Source organism: Grimontia sp. AD028, from assembly GCF_000973155.1.
Lineage (GTDB): Bacteria > Pseudomonadota > Gammaproteobacteria > Enterobacterales > Vibrionaceae > Enterovibrio > Enterovibrio indicus.
Map to the genome: position 1 here is coordinate 94,624 of NZ_LASY01000064.1, position 19,766 is coordinate 114,389.

General features: G+C 47.0%; 16 protein-coding genes. 9 read left to right on the forward strand and 7 right to left on the reverse strand.

Annotated features, from left to right (window positions below; all coding sequences use genetic code 11):
* Window positions 1-3 precede the first annotated feature (3 nt).
* Together RN22_RS14885 and metE are read right to left on the reverse strand one after the other, a co-directional pair.
* Complete coding sequence (locus RN22_RS14885) at window positions 4-1,569, reverse strand: CHASE domain-containing protein (RefSeq protein WP_231590905.1); 1,566 nt, start codon at window positions 1,567-1,569, stop codon at window positions 4-6.
* A 201-nt stretch (window positions 1,570-1,770) separates the two neighbouring features.
* Complete coding sequence (metE, locus tag RN22_RS14890) at window positions 1,771-4,041, reverse strand: 5-methyltetrahydropteroyltriglutamate--homocysteine S-methyltransferase (protein ID WP_046305517.1); 2,271 nt, start codon at window positions 4,039-4,041, stop codon at window positions 1,771-1,773.
* A 106-nt stretch (window positions 4,042-4,147) separates the two neighbouring features.
* On the opposite strand from metE, the gene metR reads away from it, so the two are divergent.
* A complete protein-coding gene (metR, locus tag RN22_RS14895) occupies window positions 4,148-5,059 on the forward strand; it encodes an HTH-type transcriptional regulator MetR (RefSeq protein ID WP_002535010.1) in 912 nt (303 codons plus the stop codon).
* Between the two features lie 25 nt (window positions 5,060-5,084).
* Here metR and RN22_RS14900 read toward each other — a convergent pair whose 3' ends face one another.
* Together RN22_RS14900 and RN22_RS14905 are read right to left on the reverse strand one after the other, a co-directional pair.
* Window positions 5,085-5,279: a DUF4250 domain-containing protein gene (locus RN22_RS14900; protein ID WP_002535009.1), complete on the reverse strand. Its 195-nt coding sequence runs from the start codon at window positions 5,277-5,279 to the stop codon at window positions 5,085-5,087.
* A gap of 131 nt (window positions 5,280-5,410) precedes the next feature.
* Window positions 5,411-6,085, reverse strand: a complete 675-nt coding sequence (locus RN22_RS14905) for a hypothetical protein (RefSeq protein WP_046305518.1) — start codon at window positions 6,083-6,085, stop codon at window positions 5,411-5,413.
* 294 nt (window positions 6,086-6,379) lie between these two features.
* Here RN22_RS14905 and RN22_RS14910 point away from each other — a divergent pair, with 294 nt between their 5' ends.
* On the forward strand, window positions 6,380-7,552 hold the full coding sequence (locus RN22_RS14910; protein WP_046305519.1) for a diguanylate cyclase: 1,173 nt from the start codon (window positions 6,380-6,382) through the stop codon (window positions 7,550-7,552).
* A gap of 5 nt (window positions 7,553-7,557) precedes the next feature.
* Here the strand turns inward: RN22_RS14910 and RN22_RS14915 are convergent, their stop codons facing one another.
* A complete protein-coding gene (locus tag RN22_RS14915) occupies window positions 7,558-8,757 on the reverse strand; it encodes an MFS transporter (RefSeq protein WP_046305520.1) in 1,200 nt (399 codons plus the stop codon).
* 141 nt (window positions 8,758-8,898) lie between these two features.
* On the opposite strand from RN22_RS14915, the gene RN22_RS14920 reads away from it, so the two are divergent.
* From RN22_RS14920 to RN22_RS14945, 6 genes are all read left to right on the forward strand, one after another.
* Window positions 8,899-9,768, forward strand: coding sequence for a LysR family transcriptional regulator (locus RN22_RS14920; protein ID WP_002535003.1), 870 nt, complete (start codon window positions 8,899-8,901; stop codon window positions 9,766-9,768).
* Between the two features lie 9 nt (window positions 9,769-9,777).
* A complete protein-coding gene (locus RN22_RS14925) occupies window positions 9,778-10,311 on the forward strand; it encodes a hypothetical protein (RefSeq protein WP_046305521.1) in 534 nt (177 codons plus the stop codon).
* Between the two features lie 163 nt (window positions 10,312-10,474).
* Complete coding sequence (locus RN22_RS14930) at window positions 10,475-11,464, forward strand: DUF2860 domain-containing protein (RefSeq protein WP_046305522.1); 990 nt, start codon at window positions 10,475-10,477, stop codon at window positions 11,462-11,464.
* A gap of 1,081 nt (window positions 11,465-12,545) precedes the next feature.
* Window positions 12,546-14,519 (forward strand): EAL domain-containing protein, encoded by a 1,974-nt coding sequence (locus RN22_RS14935; RefSeq protein WP_231590906.1) that lies wholly within the window; start codon window positions 12,546-12,548, stop codon window positions 14,517-14,519.
* A gap of 278 nt (window positions 14,520-14,797) precedes the next feature.
* Entirely contained in the window at window positions 14,798-15,364 is a 567-nt protein-coding gene (locus RN22_RS14940; RefSeq protein WP_052737549.1) for a porin family protein, read from the forward strand.
* Window positions 15,365-15,599: 235 nt separating this feature from the next.
* Complete coding sequence (locus tag RN22_RS14945) at window positions 15,600-17,882, forward strand: YgiQ family radical SAM protein (protein ID WP_046305524.1); 2,283 nt, start codon at window positions 15,600-15,602, stop codon at window positions 17,880-17,882.
* Between the two features lie 61 nt (window positions 17,883-17,943).
* Here RN22_RS14945 and RN22_RS25165 read toward each other — a convergent pair whose 3' ends face one another.
* On the reverse strand, window positions 17,944-18,099 hold the full coding sequence (locus RN22_RS25165) for a hypothetical protein (protein ID WP_002534997.1): 156 nt from the start codon (window positions 18,097-18,099) through the stop codon (window positions 17,944-17,946).
* Between the two features lie 334 nt (window positions 18,100-18,433).
* Here RN22_RS25165 and aqpZ point away from each other — a divergent pair, with 334 nt between their 5' ends.
* Window positions 18,434-19,123, forward strand: a complete 690-nt coding sequence (aqpZ, locus tag RN22_RS14955; RefSeq protein WP_369700103.1) for an aquaporin Z — start codon at window positions 18,434-18,436, stop codon at window positions 19,121-19,123.
* Window positions 19,124-19,208: 85 nt separating this feature from the next.
* On the opposite strand, the gene RN22_RS14960 is transcribed toward aqpZ, so the two are convergent.
* Complete coding sequence (locus RN22_RS14960; protein ID WP_046305525.1) at window positions 19,209-19,628, reverse strand: VOC family protein; 420 nt, start codon at window positions 19,626-19,628, stop codon at window positions 19,209-19,211.
* Window positions 19,629-19,766 lie beyond the last annotated feature (138 nt).

Sequence of the window (19,766 nt, forward strand, 5' to 3'; positions counted from 1 at the left end):
TTTCTAACAGCCTCCTCCGGGAGGCTGAATTGTTTCTGGCACATACACCCAGTTATATGTTCCCCTGCCTTCGGCAACAACCTTACCCAGCGCCACCTCTCCGTAAGCCAACACTTTCGCTGCATCGAGAGACTTCGCTTCCTGAACAGTCACACCACCGATAGAAATCGATATGGTTGCCGGGCCTTCCTCTTTGTCAAAAGGCAATCTCAGCTTCTGCACCGCTTCAATACAGGCTTCCGCCATTGGCGCACCGTCCTTTGTGTTGGGCAAAAGAACCGCAAAGGTTTCACCGCTGTAACGTGCCAGCAAATCACCAGGGCGCTTGAGGGTATCTGATATCGCAGCGCCAATCAGCCGGATAGCCTTATCTCCCGCTACCCTGCCATGTTTAGTGTTGTACTTAGACATTTGATCGATTTCGATGATCATCAGACTGATAAACAGATTGTCTCGCTGACTTCGTCGCACTTCGGCTTCCACAATCAATTTGAAGTAATCCCGGTTGTAATACCCCGTCAGACCATCACTTTTAGAAAGCTTTTCCAGTTTCTTGTTCGCATCACGAAGTTCCCGCGTTTTTTCGTCGACCCGTCTTTGAATCGTCATCGCACGGTATTGCAGCATGTAGAGAAGATAAGCAAGTAAAGAGAAAATCAGTACGCCGATAAAGAAAATCAGATGCGGAACAATACTCATCCGGGAATGAACATAAGACGCCGATGGCGTGCCTCGCAACAACCATTCCCTTCCGGCAAAGAAGATAGGTTCAGACTCATAACGCAGCGCTTCAACGGGCGGTTGGGCCAAATCAACCACGTTGCTGTAAATCACACCGCTTTGCTCAGAAAGCCCTTTGTCCACCAACTCAAGGTTGATCGACTCTTTCACTGTGTTGTTAATGGCCAGATTAAAAATATCGGAGACATCAAACAGTGCCACTAAAAAGCCGCGCAGTGCTTCCTCCCTGTCGGCATCCGTCTCCGGATCGCCAAAAAACACCGGTAACAGCATTAGAAATCCGCTGTGATCTTCAAACTCGCGCTTCAAGCGAATCGCTGGCGTAGCGATGGGGACACCGCGATACCAGCTCATTTCCAGTGCATCTTTCATTAACGGGCGGGAAGCAAGATCGAAACCCATGACATTTTGGTTGTTTTCGTAAGGATGAACATAACGAACAGGAAAGTAGCGGCTGCGACTTACCGCAGACACCAGATTACCCTCTTCACTGAGCTCGACAATCTCAAACAAAGCGAATTCTAATGCCGCTTCTGCTTCATAGAGTTCACGGTCATTTTCGTTGACCACTTCCGCCCACTCCATTGCGTGGATATTGGGGTGTCTGTCCATGACGGCTTGGGAAAGATTGATGAAGGCATTTTCATTGATGTCTTCATTCATCAGCAATTGATTTCGGAGGGCGTACATGAGCTCAATGCCGATGTTTAACTCGCGCCCGAGAGAGAGCGCCGCATTCTCGACATCTTTCTGAATTTCATGCTCGATTGATTGCTGTTCAGACTGGTAAAGAGACATGGCGGCCAGGAACGAAAAAAACAGCCCCACAAAGACTGTAAGTATCGTTGAATATAAAACCCGCTTCGCCATCCCTTCATTGCCCTTTTCAATATGTTAACTAATTGTTGGACATAATCTTAGATCCCGCCAGCATTGGGCAGTCGATACAGCGTAACCGCACGTTGAAATACAATAACGCCCGGACCTTTAAAAAGACCCAGGCGCTTTGTTAATGTTCCGTAAACTTTTCTACTCTGTTGCAGAGCGCAACGTTTTCGCTGCTTCCACCAAGTTAGTCAATGCCGCTTCTACTTCCGTCCAGTTGCGGGTTTTCAAGCCACAGTCTGGGTTGACCCACAAACGTGCATCCGGAATGGTTTTACGCGCTTTTTCTAGCAATCCAATGATGCTTTCCACTGAAGGAATGTTTGGTGAATGTATGTCGTAAACGCCAGGACCAATTTCATTTGGATACGCAAAGTCTTCAAATGCTCCAAGCAACTCCATGTCAGAACGAGAGGTTTCGATGGTGATGACATCAGCATCCAGCGCCGCCACAGAATCAATGATGTCGTTGAATTCGCTGTAACACATATGGGTGTGAATTTGGGTGTCAGACACCGCACTGGAGGCTGAGATCTTAAACGCGTTGACCGCCCAATCCAGATAGGTTTGCCACTCACTGGCTTTCAGCGGCATCCCTTCGCGAATAGCAGGCTCATCTATCTGGATGATCTTGATACCTGCTTCCTGTAGGTCAGTCACTTCATCACGCAAGGCCAGTGCGATTTGCTCTGCAATTTGCTGACGTGAAAGATCTTCGCGTGGGAACGTCCAACCCAGAATCGTCACCGGTCCTGTCAGCATGCCTTTGACGGGTTTTTCTGATAATGACTGTGCGTAGGCCGCCCATTCAACAGTGATCGGTGATTCACGGGAAATATCGCCAACGATCACCGCTGGTTTCACGCAACGCGAACCATAACTTTGTACCCAACCAAATCGTGTCGCTGCGAAGCCATCGAGATTTTCGGCAAAGTATTCCACCATGTCGTTCCGTTCAGGCTCTCCGTGAACCAAGACATCCAGCCCCAGTTTTTCCTGACGCTCAATGGCATCTTTGATGTGTTCTTGCATTGCCGCGACGTATTCCGTCTCGGAAAGGGTTCCGGTTTTATAGCCACGACGCTGTTGGCGGATTTCGCCAGTTTGCGGGAAAGAACCGATGGTGGTGGTTGGGAACTGGGGAAGATTCAGTGCCGCCTTCTGTGCTTTGGCGCGTTCCACGTAATTCTCTTCACGCTCAGCCAATGCTGCCGTTATTCCGTTTACACGTGCCTGTACATCAGGTTTGTTCACCCGCGTGCTCGTCGCTCTGGCTTCAATAGCCGCACTGTATTCACGACATTGTGCAATGGCTGACTCGTGACCATTCAGAGCATCAGCAAGCAAAGTCACTTCGTGGGTTTTCTGCTTGGCAAAAGCCAGCCAGGATTGCACTTCCGGATCGAGATCGGTTTCCTGATCTAAATCTACCGGTGTGTGCAGCAACGAGCAGCTTGTCGAAACCCACGCCCTGTCTCCCAGCTTTTCAACCACAGGAGACAGCGAATTAAGCCAGGTATTCAGGTTCGCCTTCCACACATTCCGGCCGTTGATGGCTCCTAAAGAGATGATCCAGTCTTGCGGCACCTGGTTGATGACAGCATTGAGCTGTTGTGGTACCACACTCAAATCGATATGAAGACCATTCACTTTCAGCTCGGAAATAATGTCCAGCTGCTGTTCTACAGATTCAAAGTAAGTCGTCAGCAACAGCTTCACATCACCTGCAATCACCTGATACGCGAGTTTATAGGCTTTTCGCCAAGACTCAGGCAGCTCTAATGCCAGAATTGGCTCATCAATTTGCACCCATTCAACGCCTTGTGCTTTGAATTTGGCAAAGATTTGTTGGTAGACAGAAAGCAGACGTGGCAACAGATCTAAGCGGTTAAAACCGGCTTCTTTTTCTTTGCCCAAGTAGAGGTAAGAGATGGGTCCCAGAATGACTGGTTTAACAGTGTGCCCCGCCTTTTGCGCCTCGTTAACCTCATCGAAAATTTGGTTCCAGCTCAGGTTAAACTCATCATCCTTGGTGAATTCAGGAACTATATAGTGGTAATTGGTGTTAAACCATTTCGTCATGTCTGACGCCGCGCAACTGCATCCTGTCGGTGCTTTCCCGCGGGCAATACGAAACAAGGTATCCAAATCTGGATGGCCGCTGCGATGACGTTTCGGGATATGGCCTAAAGTCAGGCTGGTTTGTAGCACCTGATCGTACCAAGCGAAATCACCGACAGTGACAAAAGAAAGGCCCGCGTCCTTTTGTACCTGCCAGTTGTGATGGCGAATTGTCGCGCCAACATCCAGCAATCCTTGTTGATTGATTTCACCTTGCCAGTATTGTTCGAGTGCAAATTTCAGTTCGCGTTTGTTACCGATGCGAGGGTAACCAAGAATATGCGTTGTGGTCATGACTCTTTCCTTATTTTTAGCCGTCCAGATGTTTACATGTCCACATTGATTCATTAGAGTGCATAAAACAAACTCAAATTACTCAAACGGATGTTGAGAAAAATTCATGCTAGAAGTGAAACACTTACGTACGTTGGCGGTACTCAGAGACACGGGCTCATTGACCTCAACCGCCACACAATTGTGCTTGACTCAATCCGCATTGAGTCATCAACTCAAAGACTTAGAACAGCGTATCGGCGCGCCTCTGTTTCTTCGTAAAACCCGCCCTGTGCGCTTTACCGCTGAAGGTCAGGTACTTCTGAAACTGGCGGATGATGTGCTGCCAAGACTCGCTCAAGCAGAAACTGAGTTGGCCGCTTTGAAGGAAGACGCGCAAGGACGCCTGCACATGGCTATCGAGTGCCATTCCTGTTTCCAATGGCTGATGCCAGCACTAAAAGAGTACAAAATCAGCTGGCCCTTGGTCACACTGGATTTCTCTTCAGGATTTGGCTTTGAACCATTACCAGCGCTGGCCGGTGGTGAACTGGATTTGGTGATCACTTCTGACATTGCGCCTCGCAGCGAAATTCATTACGAAGCGTTGTTTGATTTCGAGATGCGTTTAGTGCTGGCTGACAACCACCCATTGGCGAGTAAAAAGTCCATTGAGCCGGAAGACTTGGCTAACGAAACCTTGCTGACCTATCCGGTTCAGCGTCAGCGAATGGATGTGATTAAGCATTTCCTGCAACCCGCAGGTATCGAGCCCGCGCACTTCAAATCGGCTGACAACACCTTAATGCTTATCCAAATGGTGACCGCAGGCCTTGGTGTAGCAGCACTTCCTAATTGGGCAATCAGCGAGTTTTCTCGGCAAGGCTTGGTTGTAGACAGACCTTTAGGGAAGGGATTATGGCGACGCTTATTTGCGGCGGTCAGAAACCAGGAGGCACAACGTCCGTACCTTCAAGCTTTCTTTTCCACCGCCCGTAACCAATGCCACACACACTTGGAAGGCATTAAGCGCGTGTAACTTTAGGGTCTGCTGACCTTTGGGACTATTTTTGACGAAGCTGGTTCACCAGTGGATCGTAATAGCACCCCATGGCGTCGATTTTGGCCTGGAACTCTTGTAAATCTAGGTCGAATTGCGACGCCAAATCATCCAGTGAAGAACATTCAAGACGAAGCTTTTCATTCACGATGCCATACATGATGGCGCTATCGAGGTGATCAAGGTTATGTATTTCCATGATGGCAATCCTACACGCGGACACATACTTAAAGCATAGTTCGGCTGCCGTCCTGCCAGTGTGAATCAAACAACAAAAAAGGCACTTCACGTGCCTTTTTATTGCTGCTGAGACAGGGATTCCTGAAACGGCTAGATAACGCTCGACAAAGCCACACCGGATGCGCATCCGATCACCAGCAAGGTGACACAAAGCTGTGCCAGATGAGGGGTGGTCTGTCGAACTAAGTGGGAAGTCCACACAATGACACCGGCAATCGCCAGACCTAGGCTGATTACGACTGTCGACACCAGCGATTGAGCCGCTTCCGGCTCCAACATCATGCTTGCCACAGCCAGTGTCACGGCGGTCAACATCACTGCGACAACGCCAATCACGGGCAAAATACGGTGGAACGCCTGCAGACGAGAACGCGCTCTAACCAGCAAACAGTGTGCGGTGATTGCCCCTACCAGAAGTACCTGCGATATCATCAATAACGTGGTGATCACGCCCTGCTCAACACTGGTCATCAAAAGTGCCAGCACGCCAAAGGCATTTGAAAGATGCAATAACGGCACGGGTCCCGTTTGACGTGTTTTGCCTGATTTAGATCGCAGCGAGAAAATGCCGAGGGTAATAAAAGGCAGCGCTGAAAATGGCGAGAAAGGAACAGTTAGCGCCCAGCCAACAACCAAGAACCAGAAAGCTTTGTGTAAACGCCCACGCTGCCCCGGACAAATGTCCCCTTTCAGCAGGACTAAGGTTAAAACAGCTTGTGCTCCCAGCACACCCGCAAGCGTCACTGCGCTAAAAATTTCGTACATCTTTTCTTACCCAGATCAATTGAACACCGATTATATACCGAATAAAAGCGATATACCCAAATGATCTGAATGAAGCGTCTTCAGATTTTTTCGGTCTAAAACCACACTAAAAGTGTGTAACAACGTTGAGGCGCTCACAGTTATTGACGATTATTTTGCAATCAGTCGCATGGATATGTAACTGTTTTTATATCAAGACTGCAAATGTGAACACGCTTCAAAAAAATGACCTAGTGAAGAGTAAAAATCTAGGTGTATTGATGATTTCAACTAACAGGATGACAAGTGCGGGATATGGAATTGTCCTTATCACAGTACAAAACCCAAGTGTTAGAGCTGCTGACTGACCGAACACATGCTGCAGCGTTCAACACAACACGCGCCACCTACCTTCGCACCCGTATTATGGCGCTTTGCTATATTTGGGCGGCGCTCTGTCTGCTTTGGATCCCCATTGACGCGATACTTCTTGAAGACGCAGCTGGCTCCATAGCCATCCTGAGACTGAAGCTTTCTGCTGTGTTGATATTTATTGGCTGGATGACCAGTCTACGCAGCACATTAAGCGCCTGTAGAAATGGCATATTTGCGCTGGTCTTCAGCCTGAACATGTTTTACGTGCTAGCAAACCATATCCTTGGCTACCCACATAGTATTGATGCTTTCAGCTACTGCTATAACCTACTGCCATTCGTGTATGTGATGATCCTGACTATTCTTCCCCTAACCGTGAAAGAATCTGTCAGTGTCATGCTAATGACGGTGGTTTCACAAATATATGTCGATGTGCAAAGTGGCGCGTTACTCTCTTTCGAAACGCTGGGGCTCTATTGGTTGCAAACCGTAGTCGGCTTCCTGGTGATTTGGGCACAGACCTCCAAGCTTCACATGATGCTAAGACTCTACCGTCACGCCACGCTCGACCCGCTAACAGGTGTCTACAACCGCCGCATGTTGTTGACGCTTGCCCGTCGGGATTTCGAAAACACCCGTACAAAATCACGCCCCTACTCCGTGCTTCTGATGGATTTGGACAGGTTCAAGCGCGTCAATGACAGATACGGACATCACGCGGGTGACATGGTGCTTCAGGCATTCACCCAGGCCGTGCAGGAAACCCAACGTAAGAGTGATATTTTTGGTCGGTTTGGCGGTGAAGAGTTTATTTTGTTCCTACCACGCTGCAGTGCAGACAACGCACAGTTGGTGGCGGACCGTATTATGACAAGAGTTCGTGATATGGGTATCAAGGTCGATGGTTTTCCTGAACCTTTGAAGGTCACCACCTCTATCGGGATCAGCACCAGCCAGTGTAAAGATGATGACCTCTCCATGATTCTCGAACAGGCAGACCTCGCGCTCTATCAAGCAAAGAATGCTGGCCGTGATCAGAGCAGCACGTTTGATGAGGTGAACGAAGCAGTCGAAGACGGGATGAAGCGCCCGTGGTTGGAATTAGTCAACTAACCCTATTAACAAGGTTCCTGAACAGGGACCTTTTTGTTTTTGGCACCAAGCAGTTGAATCAAAACAATGTTTGCGAACGCGAGTGACAAAGCACCAAAAGTCACAGCGTGCCAACCTCCGATTTCCCAACACCCAATAAGATAGAACCCGCCGAGACTGCCACCCACGTAGTAATGAACCAGATACAATGCCGTTGCAGTCGCTTTCCCCTGTTGCGCTCGACGACTGACCCAACCATAAGCCAGTGAATGGGTGAAAAACGCACCGCCACTGACCACAAGTAAGCCAATCACCACCGCAGCCTGATGCTCAATATTGGCAATCAGAACACCCGTTAATGTCACCAAGGTACCAAACGTCATGCCCGAAATGGGTGAATATCGGTTTGCCCAGCGGCCGCTCAATCTCGAAGTTAGGGTTCCTGCCAGATAACAGATAAAAATGGCGGAAGCGACACTAACCGGGAGGTTGAAAGGCGCGGCAAGCAGACGAAACGTGGTCACAGAGTAGATATTCACGAACACGGCAAAGTTGATACCGCCGATAACCATCGCCATCCACAAAATCGGATTTCTGATGTGCCTACCTACCATTCTGAATTGTTTGAAAAAGGAATCGTTTGAGGGCACAAACTCACGCTGAGGAGGCAACAGACAATACACCAATGCCATCCCCAAGACAGTGAATGTCGCCATGGCAGCCACTGCCCCTTGCCATCCATAGAAGTCAGCTAACATACCGCCGGAAAGGCGTCCAAAAATGCCACCTAAAGAGTTGGCACTGATATAGGCCCCCACTGCAACCACCAAAGCAGTCGGACTGAATTCATCCGCCATATAAGCAACAGCAACAGCCGCATAACCAGCCAGCGCAATACCCATTAATCCCCGGATAGCAACCAAGCCCCAAAAAGATTCAATCAGAAGCGATAACACGCCCACCAATGGCATTAACACCAAACTGAACAGCATCACTGGTCGTCGACCGATTTTTTCTGAAATCACCGCCCATGGAATCAAGCTGACAGACAAACCCAAAGTAGATGATGCCAACAACCAATTTGCTTTGGTGGCTGTCACTTCAAACGCATTGGCAAAAACAGGCAACAAGGGTTGAAACAGATAGAGATTACAGAACACAAGAAAAGAGCCAAATGACAAGGCAAAGGCAGCTTTTCGATAGGCGGGTGTCTGTAATTCAATCATGATGTTATTCACTGTTTTTCTCTGGATATACAGTGAATTTAGCAACGCCCTCATGATAAAAGAAGTATATTAAATATATAGAAGTAAGATCTTTTATTTATACCTACCACGTCTTTCTATGCGGGAACGATAGGAATCGAAATGGATATTCGTCAGTTACGCTACTTCGTCTGCGTTGCAGAACAACAGAATTTCACACGTGCCGCAAGGCAACTCAATATTGCACAACCCGCATTGAGTATCGCCATCAAAAAGCTGGAGCAGAGTATTGGCCTGCCCTTGTTTGATCGGAATGAGCGTCAAGTTCATTTAACCCACGAGGGTGAGATTCTGTTGCCTCATGCTTATCGGGTGCTTCAACAGGTCAAAGACGCCAACACTGCGATGGCAGAGCTTCGCGGGCTACAAAAGGGAGAAGTTCGCGTCGGCGTTCCTGGCATGCTGGGTTCTTATTTCTTCCCTTCGATTCTGATGGGCTTCAAAAGCCGCTACCCAGATCTCAAACTCAGCGTGGTGGAAGCAGGAACACAGTCCATTCGTCAGATGTTATTAGATGGCGACTTGGATATTGGCGTGATACACAATCAAGATGTTCCGTCAGCGCTGGAAACCACTCATCTGATTTCCTCGCAAATGGTGGCGGTCACTTCAACTGACCATCCGTTGGCAGAGCGCGAGTCGATCAGCTTTCAAGAGTTCTTTAATGAAGAGCTGGTGATGTTCAAAAAGGGATACTTTCACCGCGAATTTGTCGACCGGATTTGTGCCAGCCATAAAATCTCACCGCATCTTTCGTTCGAAACGAACCTGTTAGCCATGATCCTCAATATCGTCCGGCATGGATTTGCCATCACGGCACTGCTGGAAATGGTGACAGAACACGAAACGGGGTTGAAACCCATTCCTTTTGAAGAACCAGTCACACTGGACATTGCGATGGCGTGGCGTAAACATGGCTACCTTTCCTTGGCCGACCGCGCCTTTATCGACTTTGTGCAGAATAACAAATAGGAAATCAATGTGAGTCACTATGCCTTTGGCGACAGCAACGCAAGCCTCCATGTCTATATTGAAAAAGCGCCGCCATCTGAAGAACTGTGGGGAGAGGCTCCAGCAAATAGCCACGTTAAAGCCCTTCATGAAGGTGACATCAAATCCCTTGGCAATATAGGCGGTAATGGCTGGCGAAAAGTGTTCAATGTCTACGCCAAGTTGTTGTTCGCTTTTCCAGAGTGTTCCCCATTTAAACCGAGCGGCTTCTCAAGCTGGCAAGATTTCAGAGACCAAGCGCTTTTGCAATCTCAAAGCGGAACGTCACTTCTGTTCGGAGATTGGGATGTCGAGAGAAACGCGAGACAAGGCGGTATCCATATTATTGCCGGGAGAACACATGCCCTGAAATTGGGTCTCTCTGAACAATGTGTCTGGCTGGATAATGAATTTGCCAAACATGCCACCTTGCCTATCTTTATTTGCCCATATTTTGATTATCGCCAACTATCAAACGTGAAAATTGAACGGCTTGTTGGGCTAATTGAAGGTTCACAGAGGTGATCCTTACTGATAGGCATACCGTATTTATTATTCGTAACTTATAGATATTAAATTGTTTTTTAAGTTTCCCAGTCTGTTAACATAATCAAACAACCTTACGACGCAAGACTCAGGTTGTTGAGTTATCCATGCACCGCACAACACCTCAGGGACAGAATAATCGATGAAAACAACGACCCCTCTTCTTACAGCCATTGCACTTTTGCCGTTTGTTGCTCATGCAGGTCTCGCTGAAAAAGGCGGATTGAGTGGTGAAATTTCCGTTATTGCCGGCGCGACATCAACAAATTCTAATCTTTCAACCAAAGGCAATGCGGTTAAAAACGCGCCTTTGAATTCCGAAGGCGAGCAAGAGACAAGCTCTATCGTGGGTGCGCTGGGTAGCGTGGCATATACCTTTGGTCAGAGCTTGGATAAGCAAATTTTCGTCGGTACGTCCCGTGAAGATATCGCCATCGGTACCATTGCACTGGAGCTTGGCTACCAACAAGAGTTTGAATCTGGCACCCGGGTTTCCTTGTCATACCTTCCAACGGTGCTTGCAGAAGATGTATGGACAGATCCTTTCACACTGGGGGCTGCCAGAAGCGAAACGGAAAAATCCGGAGACGCTTACCGACTCCAGTTGGATCGCATTGGCGGCTCTATGCTCTCGCTCGATTTGGCCTACGCTCAAACTGAGGTCGATCTTGAACAAAGCGGCAGCACGCTGGGGCTTTCACCTGCCCAGCAACAAAGTCTGGACCGCAGTGGAGACACCTTCTACTCCAAAGTCAGTTATCGCCAATTTCTTGGCCGCGGATTAGGTGTTTCACCTGCATTCGTGTACATGAAAAACGAATCTGACGGCGATGCCATGTCACACCAAACCTACGGTGGCGAACTCAGCTATTTCAGCTTTGCAGGCCGAAACAAAGTGGTACTGACCGGTAAATACCATTACCGCGATTACGATGCCGTGCATCCGGTGTTTGGCGAAGTGAGAAACGATCAAGAATTCAGCGCATTCCTAGCATACGAATATGCACATTTCTTCGAAGTTCATCCGCTCTCGTTTGTCACACTTGCGGGTTATAACAACACTGACTCAAACATCGACTTCTACAACGCCAGTGAGTTCTTTGGTTCAGTTGGCGTGACCTACCGCTTCTAAACTTCACTTCAAACACGCTCAAATTGACGCCGTCTTGCTATTGGCTAAGACGGCGTTTCTTTTCGTGTCAGAAAATCCTAGCAAATCCATCTTTAAAGCAAATGTTTGAATTAACTGCAATTCACCTCATCAATAGTCCGGTTATTCATTTGCATTCTGAAAATCATTTTGCGAAAAGACAACAAACTTAGGCATCCACCATTTATGTTAACAGAAGAAGATTAACCTATTGATATCTTGATTATTTGGATGCTTCTTAAAAAAGTTGGCCTGTAGGTTGCTTTAGGGAAATAACAGTACGACGTAGAGTAACGAGAGGTCTAAAACAAAAACGAATGGATACTGTTAGCGTGCAAAAAGCAATTAAAAGAGTTTGTTGAGGAGCTTTGTATGATTTGCATGAACAAACACGGTGAGCTAATCCAGCTGCAATACCATAAAAAATGCCCAGTTAAAGGGTCGGTATACGTGAAATATTTGGATGGATTGAAAAAAGGGAATTTTTACATTGAGTTAGAACCTGATTCACTCGTGAAAGTGACGGTTCATTGAACATTGACGCTGTTTTCCTTTAATCGCCGCTGTATCGCGATTGCCTTAACAACAAACCGGGCCTTGAATATCTTCGCCTTTTCACTCTCAAGGCCCAACTCGTTAGCACGATTCGATATCATCAAACTTATCACCATTTATCTCTGAGCTTATCTTTCCTATCAAGGCTTTTTCCTGTCCTAATAGTCCGGGGCGCGCACTTTCCGAGTGGTTTAGATCTTCTAGTCATCGGCCAAATTTCTCCCCCTTTATTCTATCCACAGCTTCTCGCCACATACGATTTGTCCAACATTTTAAATACCAATGAATTAATTGTGTAAATAATTCATACACAAGTGACTCACATTTAACTCGAACCCGTTAAATAGTCCGATACTCACTTCATTAATGACACATCACAATCAAAGCTAAGTCTATCTACTGCCAATTAACAGGTCGTTACAGCGTCCAAAGACAGGATTATTGGCTTAATTGTTTTGGGGAAAGCAACGTGGACAACATAAAAAGATTGAGAAGAGACGTGTTTTTTATGGCCATTAAGGAGTCATTTATAAGCACGGTTCCTTACTTGGTTTTATCTTCCGTTATTGTGCTAATCAACCAGCTTCTGATTTTAACGGATTTCACCACTCCCTATTTGAACAGCATTGTACTCACCAAAATCATTGGTTACATGAGCGACTTTTTCCCCGTCATACTAATGACTTCAATCGCGTTCCACTTTTCAAAACGCAATAATATCAATAATATATTTATCATCACCTTATCTTTCGCGATTTTCATCACCATTGAGTCCATGATAAATGCACACAAAGCTCAATGGTTACTTCATGATGCTGGCGTCTCCTTCTTTGTCCTTATCATTCCCATAGTGTCCGTTGCGCTATTCAACATCCTTCCTCGATTCGAAAAAGACCTGAAGCTATCCAATGGTCAACTTAGCCACGTTTTCTTCCACCTCAAATCTTTTATCCTTATCTATTTTGTCTCGATTGTGGCCTATTTACTGATGATCAAAGGATTGGAGGTCATTGCCAGCAATATCAGTTTCGGCTTTCTGGACTTGGATCTTTTTTCCATCATGACGCTCAGAACGCTTGCGTCACAGTGTCTTTGGTTTTTAGGTGTACATGGCCCCAACACCCTCTCAATAATTGCACCCAGTGGAAGCCTCTCTTTCCCTATCATCAACGATATTTCTTACAAAGCTTTTTATGACGTGTTTGTCATATATGGCGGCTCAGGATCAGGTTTATCATTAATTTTTGCGGCACTTATTTATTCAAAGAGCAAGCACATCAATAAGGTGTCAAAGATCTCTCTTCCTTTCGCGATCTTTAACGTCAACGAAACACTCATCTACGGCTTGCCCATCGTCCTAAACAAGTACCTGCTTGCCCCATTTGTTTTCATTCCTGTATTCAACATCGTCATCGCCTACTTTTACGTTGATTTTTTTGATATTTCCTTCATCAACAATCAGGTTTCCTGGATAACCCCTATATTTATCAACGCCTTTATCGCGACCGATGGACATGGTGGAGCCCTTTTGTTGCAGCTCCTACTGGTCGTTGTAGGCACCTTCATTTACGCACCATTTATCAAGCGGTATTCACTGGCACAGTCTTCTTCCAACCATCTGGAAAACCTGAAAAATAATCTAGAGATGATTGAGTTAATGGAGTCAAACGAAGGCATTAAATCCAATGCTGCAGAATCGAAAATCATCAAATCCAATCAAGAAGTCGACAAAATCATCAAGTTCATCAGCTCAAATAAGCTCGAAGTTCACTACCAACCCAAAGTAGACATTATCGAAGGACGCTGCAGTGCCTACGAAGCCCTACTCAGAATTAGGAGGGACGACGGTACCATCTCAGGCCCATTTTTCCTTGAGTCTCTCGAACTCGCAGGTTTAGCAAGCGTCATTGATCTGTGGGTATGCAAGGAAGTGAGAAAACACTTCCAGATTTGGCGTCTTGGAGGATTCGACCCCAAAATCGCTGTCAACATCCATCCTGACACGCTCACCGATAACAAAACCATTGAGCTAATTATCAGAGAACTAAAAGGACTGAGTGTCGAGTTTGAAATTATTGAGCGTGATTCTATCAAAAGCCCCAGTTCTATCGCCAATATTATGCGGCTTCATGACAACGGATTTGGTATTTCACTTGACGACTTCGGCGTTGGCTACAGCTCATTTGAAACGCTGACCTTCCTGCCAATCAATACAATAAAAATCGATAAGTCTCTGATTGACAACATCGAATCAGAAAAGGGGTATCACATTTGTAAGAACATTTTTACCCTATGCAATGACCTAGGTCTCCACTGCGTGGCTGAAGGGGTTGAGAAAGACATCCAATATTTAAAATTGAAAACGATGGGAGTGAGATACATCCAAGGTTTTTACTTTGAGAGAGCAATTCCTTTTGATCATATTGATAGATTTAAACCTCGATTCAAAGATCACGAGTCTTATCAGAAAGTTGCGACATAGTTGTCTCTCACCTCCTCACAGGATGGAGTTCTACAACCCTTTAAATACTCCAGCAAGAAAGTCACCTAATCGCTACAAGTGTTGGTAAATATGGTGTGAATGGTTAAAAATTCACGCCATTTCTCTCCCAATATAATATTGCGAAAATTTCTCCGTGCTCGAAACACAGTTGATAACAATCTTTAGCCGTCTTCAAACGGACAGAACCAATTAGAACTAATCAATTAAATTGAAGCTTTCAACTGTGCTGCCTCTTTTTTAATCTTTGGAGAAATAATATGAAAAAATCAATGCTGGCATTAGCTGTGGTATTTGCTTCTTTTGGCGCCCAAGCAAATGACTTTAGTGGTTCTCGTATCGGTGCAGGCTACAATCTAACAGCCGGAACCTATGTCTCATATGAGCTGAAAGGAATTAATTACGGCCACAACAGTACAGGTGACGGTTTCAATCTCACTTACGGTTACGACTTCAACCAAATGGTTGGACTTAATATCAGCTATTACGAAACCAGTGGTGACAAGCGTAGATATGATCACTACGAATTTGAGGGTTCAAGCTTTCTCGTAGATGCTGATATTGGCTGGACATTCGACATGGGTGGTTGGAGTATTAAACCTTACGGCGCTGTTGGCCTTGGCTACCATAAAATGGATGTTACAAGAACTAGCCCAAGCGAAACCGTAAAATCTGATTCATTCAGTGAGACTGGCTTCCTTTTCGGTGTCGGTGCCCGCGCCCAATTCAATAATGGCGCGTATCTCGAAGTCCGCGAAGACATCTTGATTGGTGTTGATCATACTGATAGCTCGCGTTTTGCCTTGATTGCCGGTTACAAGTTTTAACGCCGACCCAGCACCTACCTCGAGCAAACCTTGCGAGACTGCAAGACACTGATACTTTAGGGGGTTGTTTAAACAACCCCCTTAGTTTTTCGTTATTCACCAATTTGTCTCCGCATTAATCAATGCCTGCTGGGATATTCAAGCCAAATCCCTTTCAAATTTACGGATTTATTCGATCTGGCTCTCACCTGCGCAAGCCGCTATAATTCACGCCTCGCGAGAAAGAGGTTAAAAAATGCGCAATTCTGTAACTCCGATTTTCGATTACCCGAAATACTGGGCTGAGTGTTTTGGTCCTGCTCCTTTTCTGCCTACCAGCAGAGAAGAAATGGACATGCTCGGCTGGGATAGCTGTGACATCATCATTGTTACCGGCGATGCCTATGTCGACCATCCTAGCTTTGGTATGGCAGTTATCGGTCGTACGCTTGAGGCGCAAGGCTTCCGCGTAGGCATTATCTCGCAGCCAGAATGGCAGGATAAGAAAGCCTTTATGGCACTTGGCCAGCCTAACCTCTTCTTCGGTGTAACAGCCGGTAACATGGACTCCATGATTAACCGCTACACCGCTGACCGTAAACCTCGCCATGATGACGCCTACACAGCAGGTAATGCTGGCGGAAAGCGTCCGGATCGTGCTGTATTGGTTTACTCGCAACGCTGTAAAGAAGCATACAAAGACACCCCTATCGTACTGGGCGGTATCGAAGCCAGCCTTCGTCGTCTTGCGCATTACGATTACTGGTCAGACAAAGTTCGTCGTTCAGTCCTGTGCGATGCCAAAGCTGACATTTTATTGTTCGGTAACGCAGAGCGTGCGCTGGTTGACGTGGCACACCGCCTTTCTCGTGGCGAAAATATCGCGGATATGACCCGTATTCCTGGCACCGCAGTGATGCTGAAAAAAGTGCCGGAAGACATGAAGGAAATCGACAGCTCACGTATCGATAAGCCAGGCAAAGCGATGGTGATGCCAAACCCATACGCAACAGAAACTGCCTGCGCAACCGATAAAAGTGAAGTAAAAGAAGAAGCGCCGAAGCCTGTGATGGTTCGCCCTTCCCGCCACGATGCGGAAAATAGCTTCGTTCGTCTGCCTTCTTACGAAAAGCTTCTGAATGACCGCATTCTGTATGCGCACGCAAGCCGCGTGATGCATTTGGAAACCAACCCTTATTCCGCACGTGCGCTGGTGCAAAAGCACGGCGAGCGTGAACTTTGGGTCAACACGCCGCCTATTCCTCTGACAACAGAAGAAATGGACTATGTATTCGGCTTGCCGTTTGCACGTGTTCCTCACCCTAGCTATGGCGATGCGAAAATCCCTGCGTATGAGATGATCAAAACCTCGGTCAACATCATGCGTGGTTGTTTTGGTGGTTGTTCTTTCTGTTCGATTACCGAGCACGAAGGCCGCATCATCCAGAACCGTTCAAAGGATTCCATCCTCAACGAGATCAAAGAAATCAAAGAAAAGGTACCGGGCTTTACCGGTGTGATTTCTGACTTGGGTGGTCCAACCGCAAACATGTACCGTTTGGGCTGTTCAGACCCACGCGCAGAGAAGAACTGTCGTCGTCCTTCCTGTGTCTTCCCGAAAATCTGTGAAAAGCTGGACACCGACCACAAACACACTATCGACCTCTACCGCGAAGCGCGCGAGCTTGAAGGTGTGAAGAAAGTGGTTATCGCATCCGGTGTTCGTTATGACCTGGCGATTGAATCGCCTGAGTACGTGAAAGAGTTGGTCACTCACCACGTGGGTGGTTATCTGAAAATCGCGCCTGAGCACACAGAGAAAGGCACACTGGATCTGATGATGAAGCCGGGCATGGGCACCTATGACCGCTTTAAAGAGCTGTTCGAGAAATACTCGAAAGAAGCGGGTAAGAAACAGTACCTGATCCCTTACTTCATCGCAGCGCACCCTGGCTGTACTGATGAAGACATGATGAATCTGGCACTGTGGCTGAAAGAAAACGATTTCCGTTGTGACCAGGTACAGAACTTCTACCCATCACCGATGTGTAATGCAACGGCGATGTACCATGCGGAAACTAACCCGCTGAAACGCGTGAAGTATAAGAAGCGTGAAGACTTGTTCGTCGCCAAAGGTGAGCGCCAGCGTCGTCTGCATAAAGCCTTCCTGCGCTACCACGATCCAGCAAACTGGCCTTTACTGCGTGAAGCATTGATCACTATGGGCAAACGCCACCTGATTGGTGACCGTCCGGGCTGTCTGGTACCTCGCGAAGGCACAGAAGCGGAAATGACACCGGCACAACGTCGTGGTTCAAGCCGTCATGGCGCTAAACGCTTTGCAACTAAACACCCGAACCAGCCAGATATTCGTAAGCCTAACCAGCGTAGCGGCAAACCAGCAGGCAAGAAACCAACCAATGGCAAAGCAACGCCACAAGGTGGTAAGCCAAAAGCACATTCAAATGCTGGCGGTAAACCAGCACAAGGTGGAAAGAAACGCCCTGCTGGAAACAGAAGCCGTCAGGCGGTGAGATAATCTTCTAACAAAAAAGCGAACCATCCGGTTCGCTTTTTTTATTCCGTTTAACGTTAAACGTTTAACGCATTAATTCTGAAATCACCAACAACACCACAGCCAATGCGACTGTAGAAACAGCGCCAATCAAAAACTTCTTCTGGGACTTTTCATCGAGGAACTTGGCAACCAAAACGCCAATAATGATCAGGCCAACAATAAATCCAATTTTAATCATTCTGATACCTCTGAATGAGATAGTTCAGATCGTCTCTTACAACCATCCATTTGATTTTTAAAGCTAACACATATCGGTTCCCAGCGTAACAACTACCCAATTGTAAATTACACCCCCCTTAAAGCCGCTGAATTGTGACACTCGAACCAGCATACAGGTCATAGGTACGTTTGATGGCACGTTGGGGTATCAAATTATGAATAACACTCTAAATAAAGCATAGAGTGCTACTTTTAAGCATGTACCCAGATCTAAATAACTCAGATGGCAAGGTAGTCATGAGTATGGTTTTCTCACGTGCCGTCCTAAATACAACTAGGGAGATCGTGAAATGTTGAAGAAATTGACAGCAGAGTTTATTGGCACCTTTTGGTTGGTGCTTGGGGGTTGCGGTAGTGCTGTATTCGCAGCCGCTTTTCCGGAACTTGGTATAGGCTTCTTGGGCGTCGCCCTCGCCTTCGGTTTAACCGTGGTGACCATGGCTTACGCCATTGGCCATATTTCCGGTTGTCACCTCAACCCAGCCGTATCCTTTGGCCTATGGGCCGGCGGACGCTTTCCTACCGCTGAGCTGATTCCCTATATGCTGGTTCAGGTCGCTGGGGGTATTGTCGGCGCCTATGTTGTTTATATTATTGCCAGCGGCGCACCGGGTTTTGACTTAGCAGGTGGCTTGGCATCAAATGGCTATGGTGACCATTCACCAGGCGGCTATGACATGCTTTCCGGCTTTATCACCGAAGTGCTGATGACCTTTATGTTCCTGATCGTCATCATGGGGGCGACCCACAAACTGGCAAGTCCAGGCATGGCGGGATTGGCGATTGGTCTTGCCCTGACTTTGATCCACCTCATCAGTATTCCAATCACAAACACGTCAGTGAACCCTGCACGAAGCACGGGGCCTGCACTGCTTGTTGGTGACTGGGCAATGGCACAACTTTGGATGTTCTGGGTGGCCCCATTGATTGGTGCTTTCATCGCCGGTGTGGTTTACCGCTGGCTGAGTCCGAACGAAGATTAAATACTCCATGAAAAAGCCCCGACAATTCGGGGCTTTTTTATACCTAAACAACCTGAAAATGCTGGATTCAGGCTGTTTAGGTATACTAAATCTCTACGTGTTCGGCGGGACAACTCAGCATCCACCTTATCCCGTACTTGTCCGTCACCATACCAAAGCGCACTTTCCAAAACGTGTAATCCAACGGCATCACAATTTGCCCCATTTCAGAAAGCGCCATAAAGACTTGGTTCTGTCTTTTCTCATCCTCAAAACTGACATGGAACGCAACATCGCCAGAGCCTTGCGCCAACGAATCGTCTAACCCATCGGACGCATAGAAGCTCACTTCCGGCGATTCGAATTCCGCATGCATGACTCTACTGAGTAAATGATTGGGAAACTCCACCGGAGATTCGTCAAATGTCGCGATTGTCTTAATTTCCCCGTTAAGTGCCTGACTGTAAAAGCCAAGAGCCTCTCTACATACACCATGGAACGTCACATGTGGCTTAATCTTGCTCATGTCTGACTCCTTTCCATCTATCTATGAATCAGACTATCAGGTGCCACTTTACGCCCCGCCTAATAATTAAGACGTTTGAAGATTTATACCAATCACAGTAAGTAGATGATCAGAGATAGCGCAGGAAAAATGCTCGAG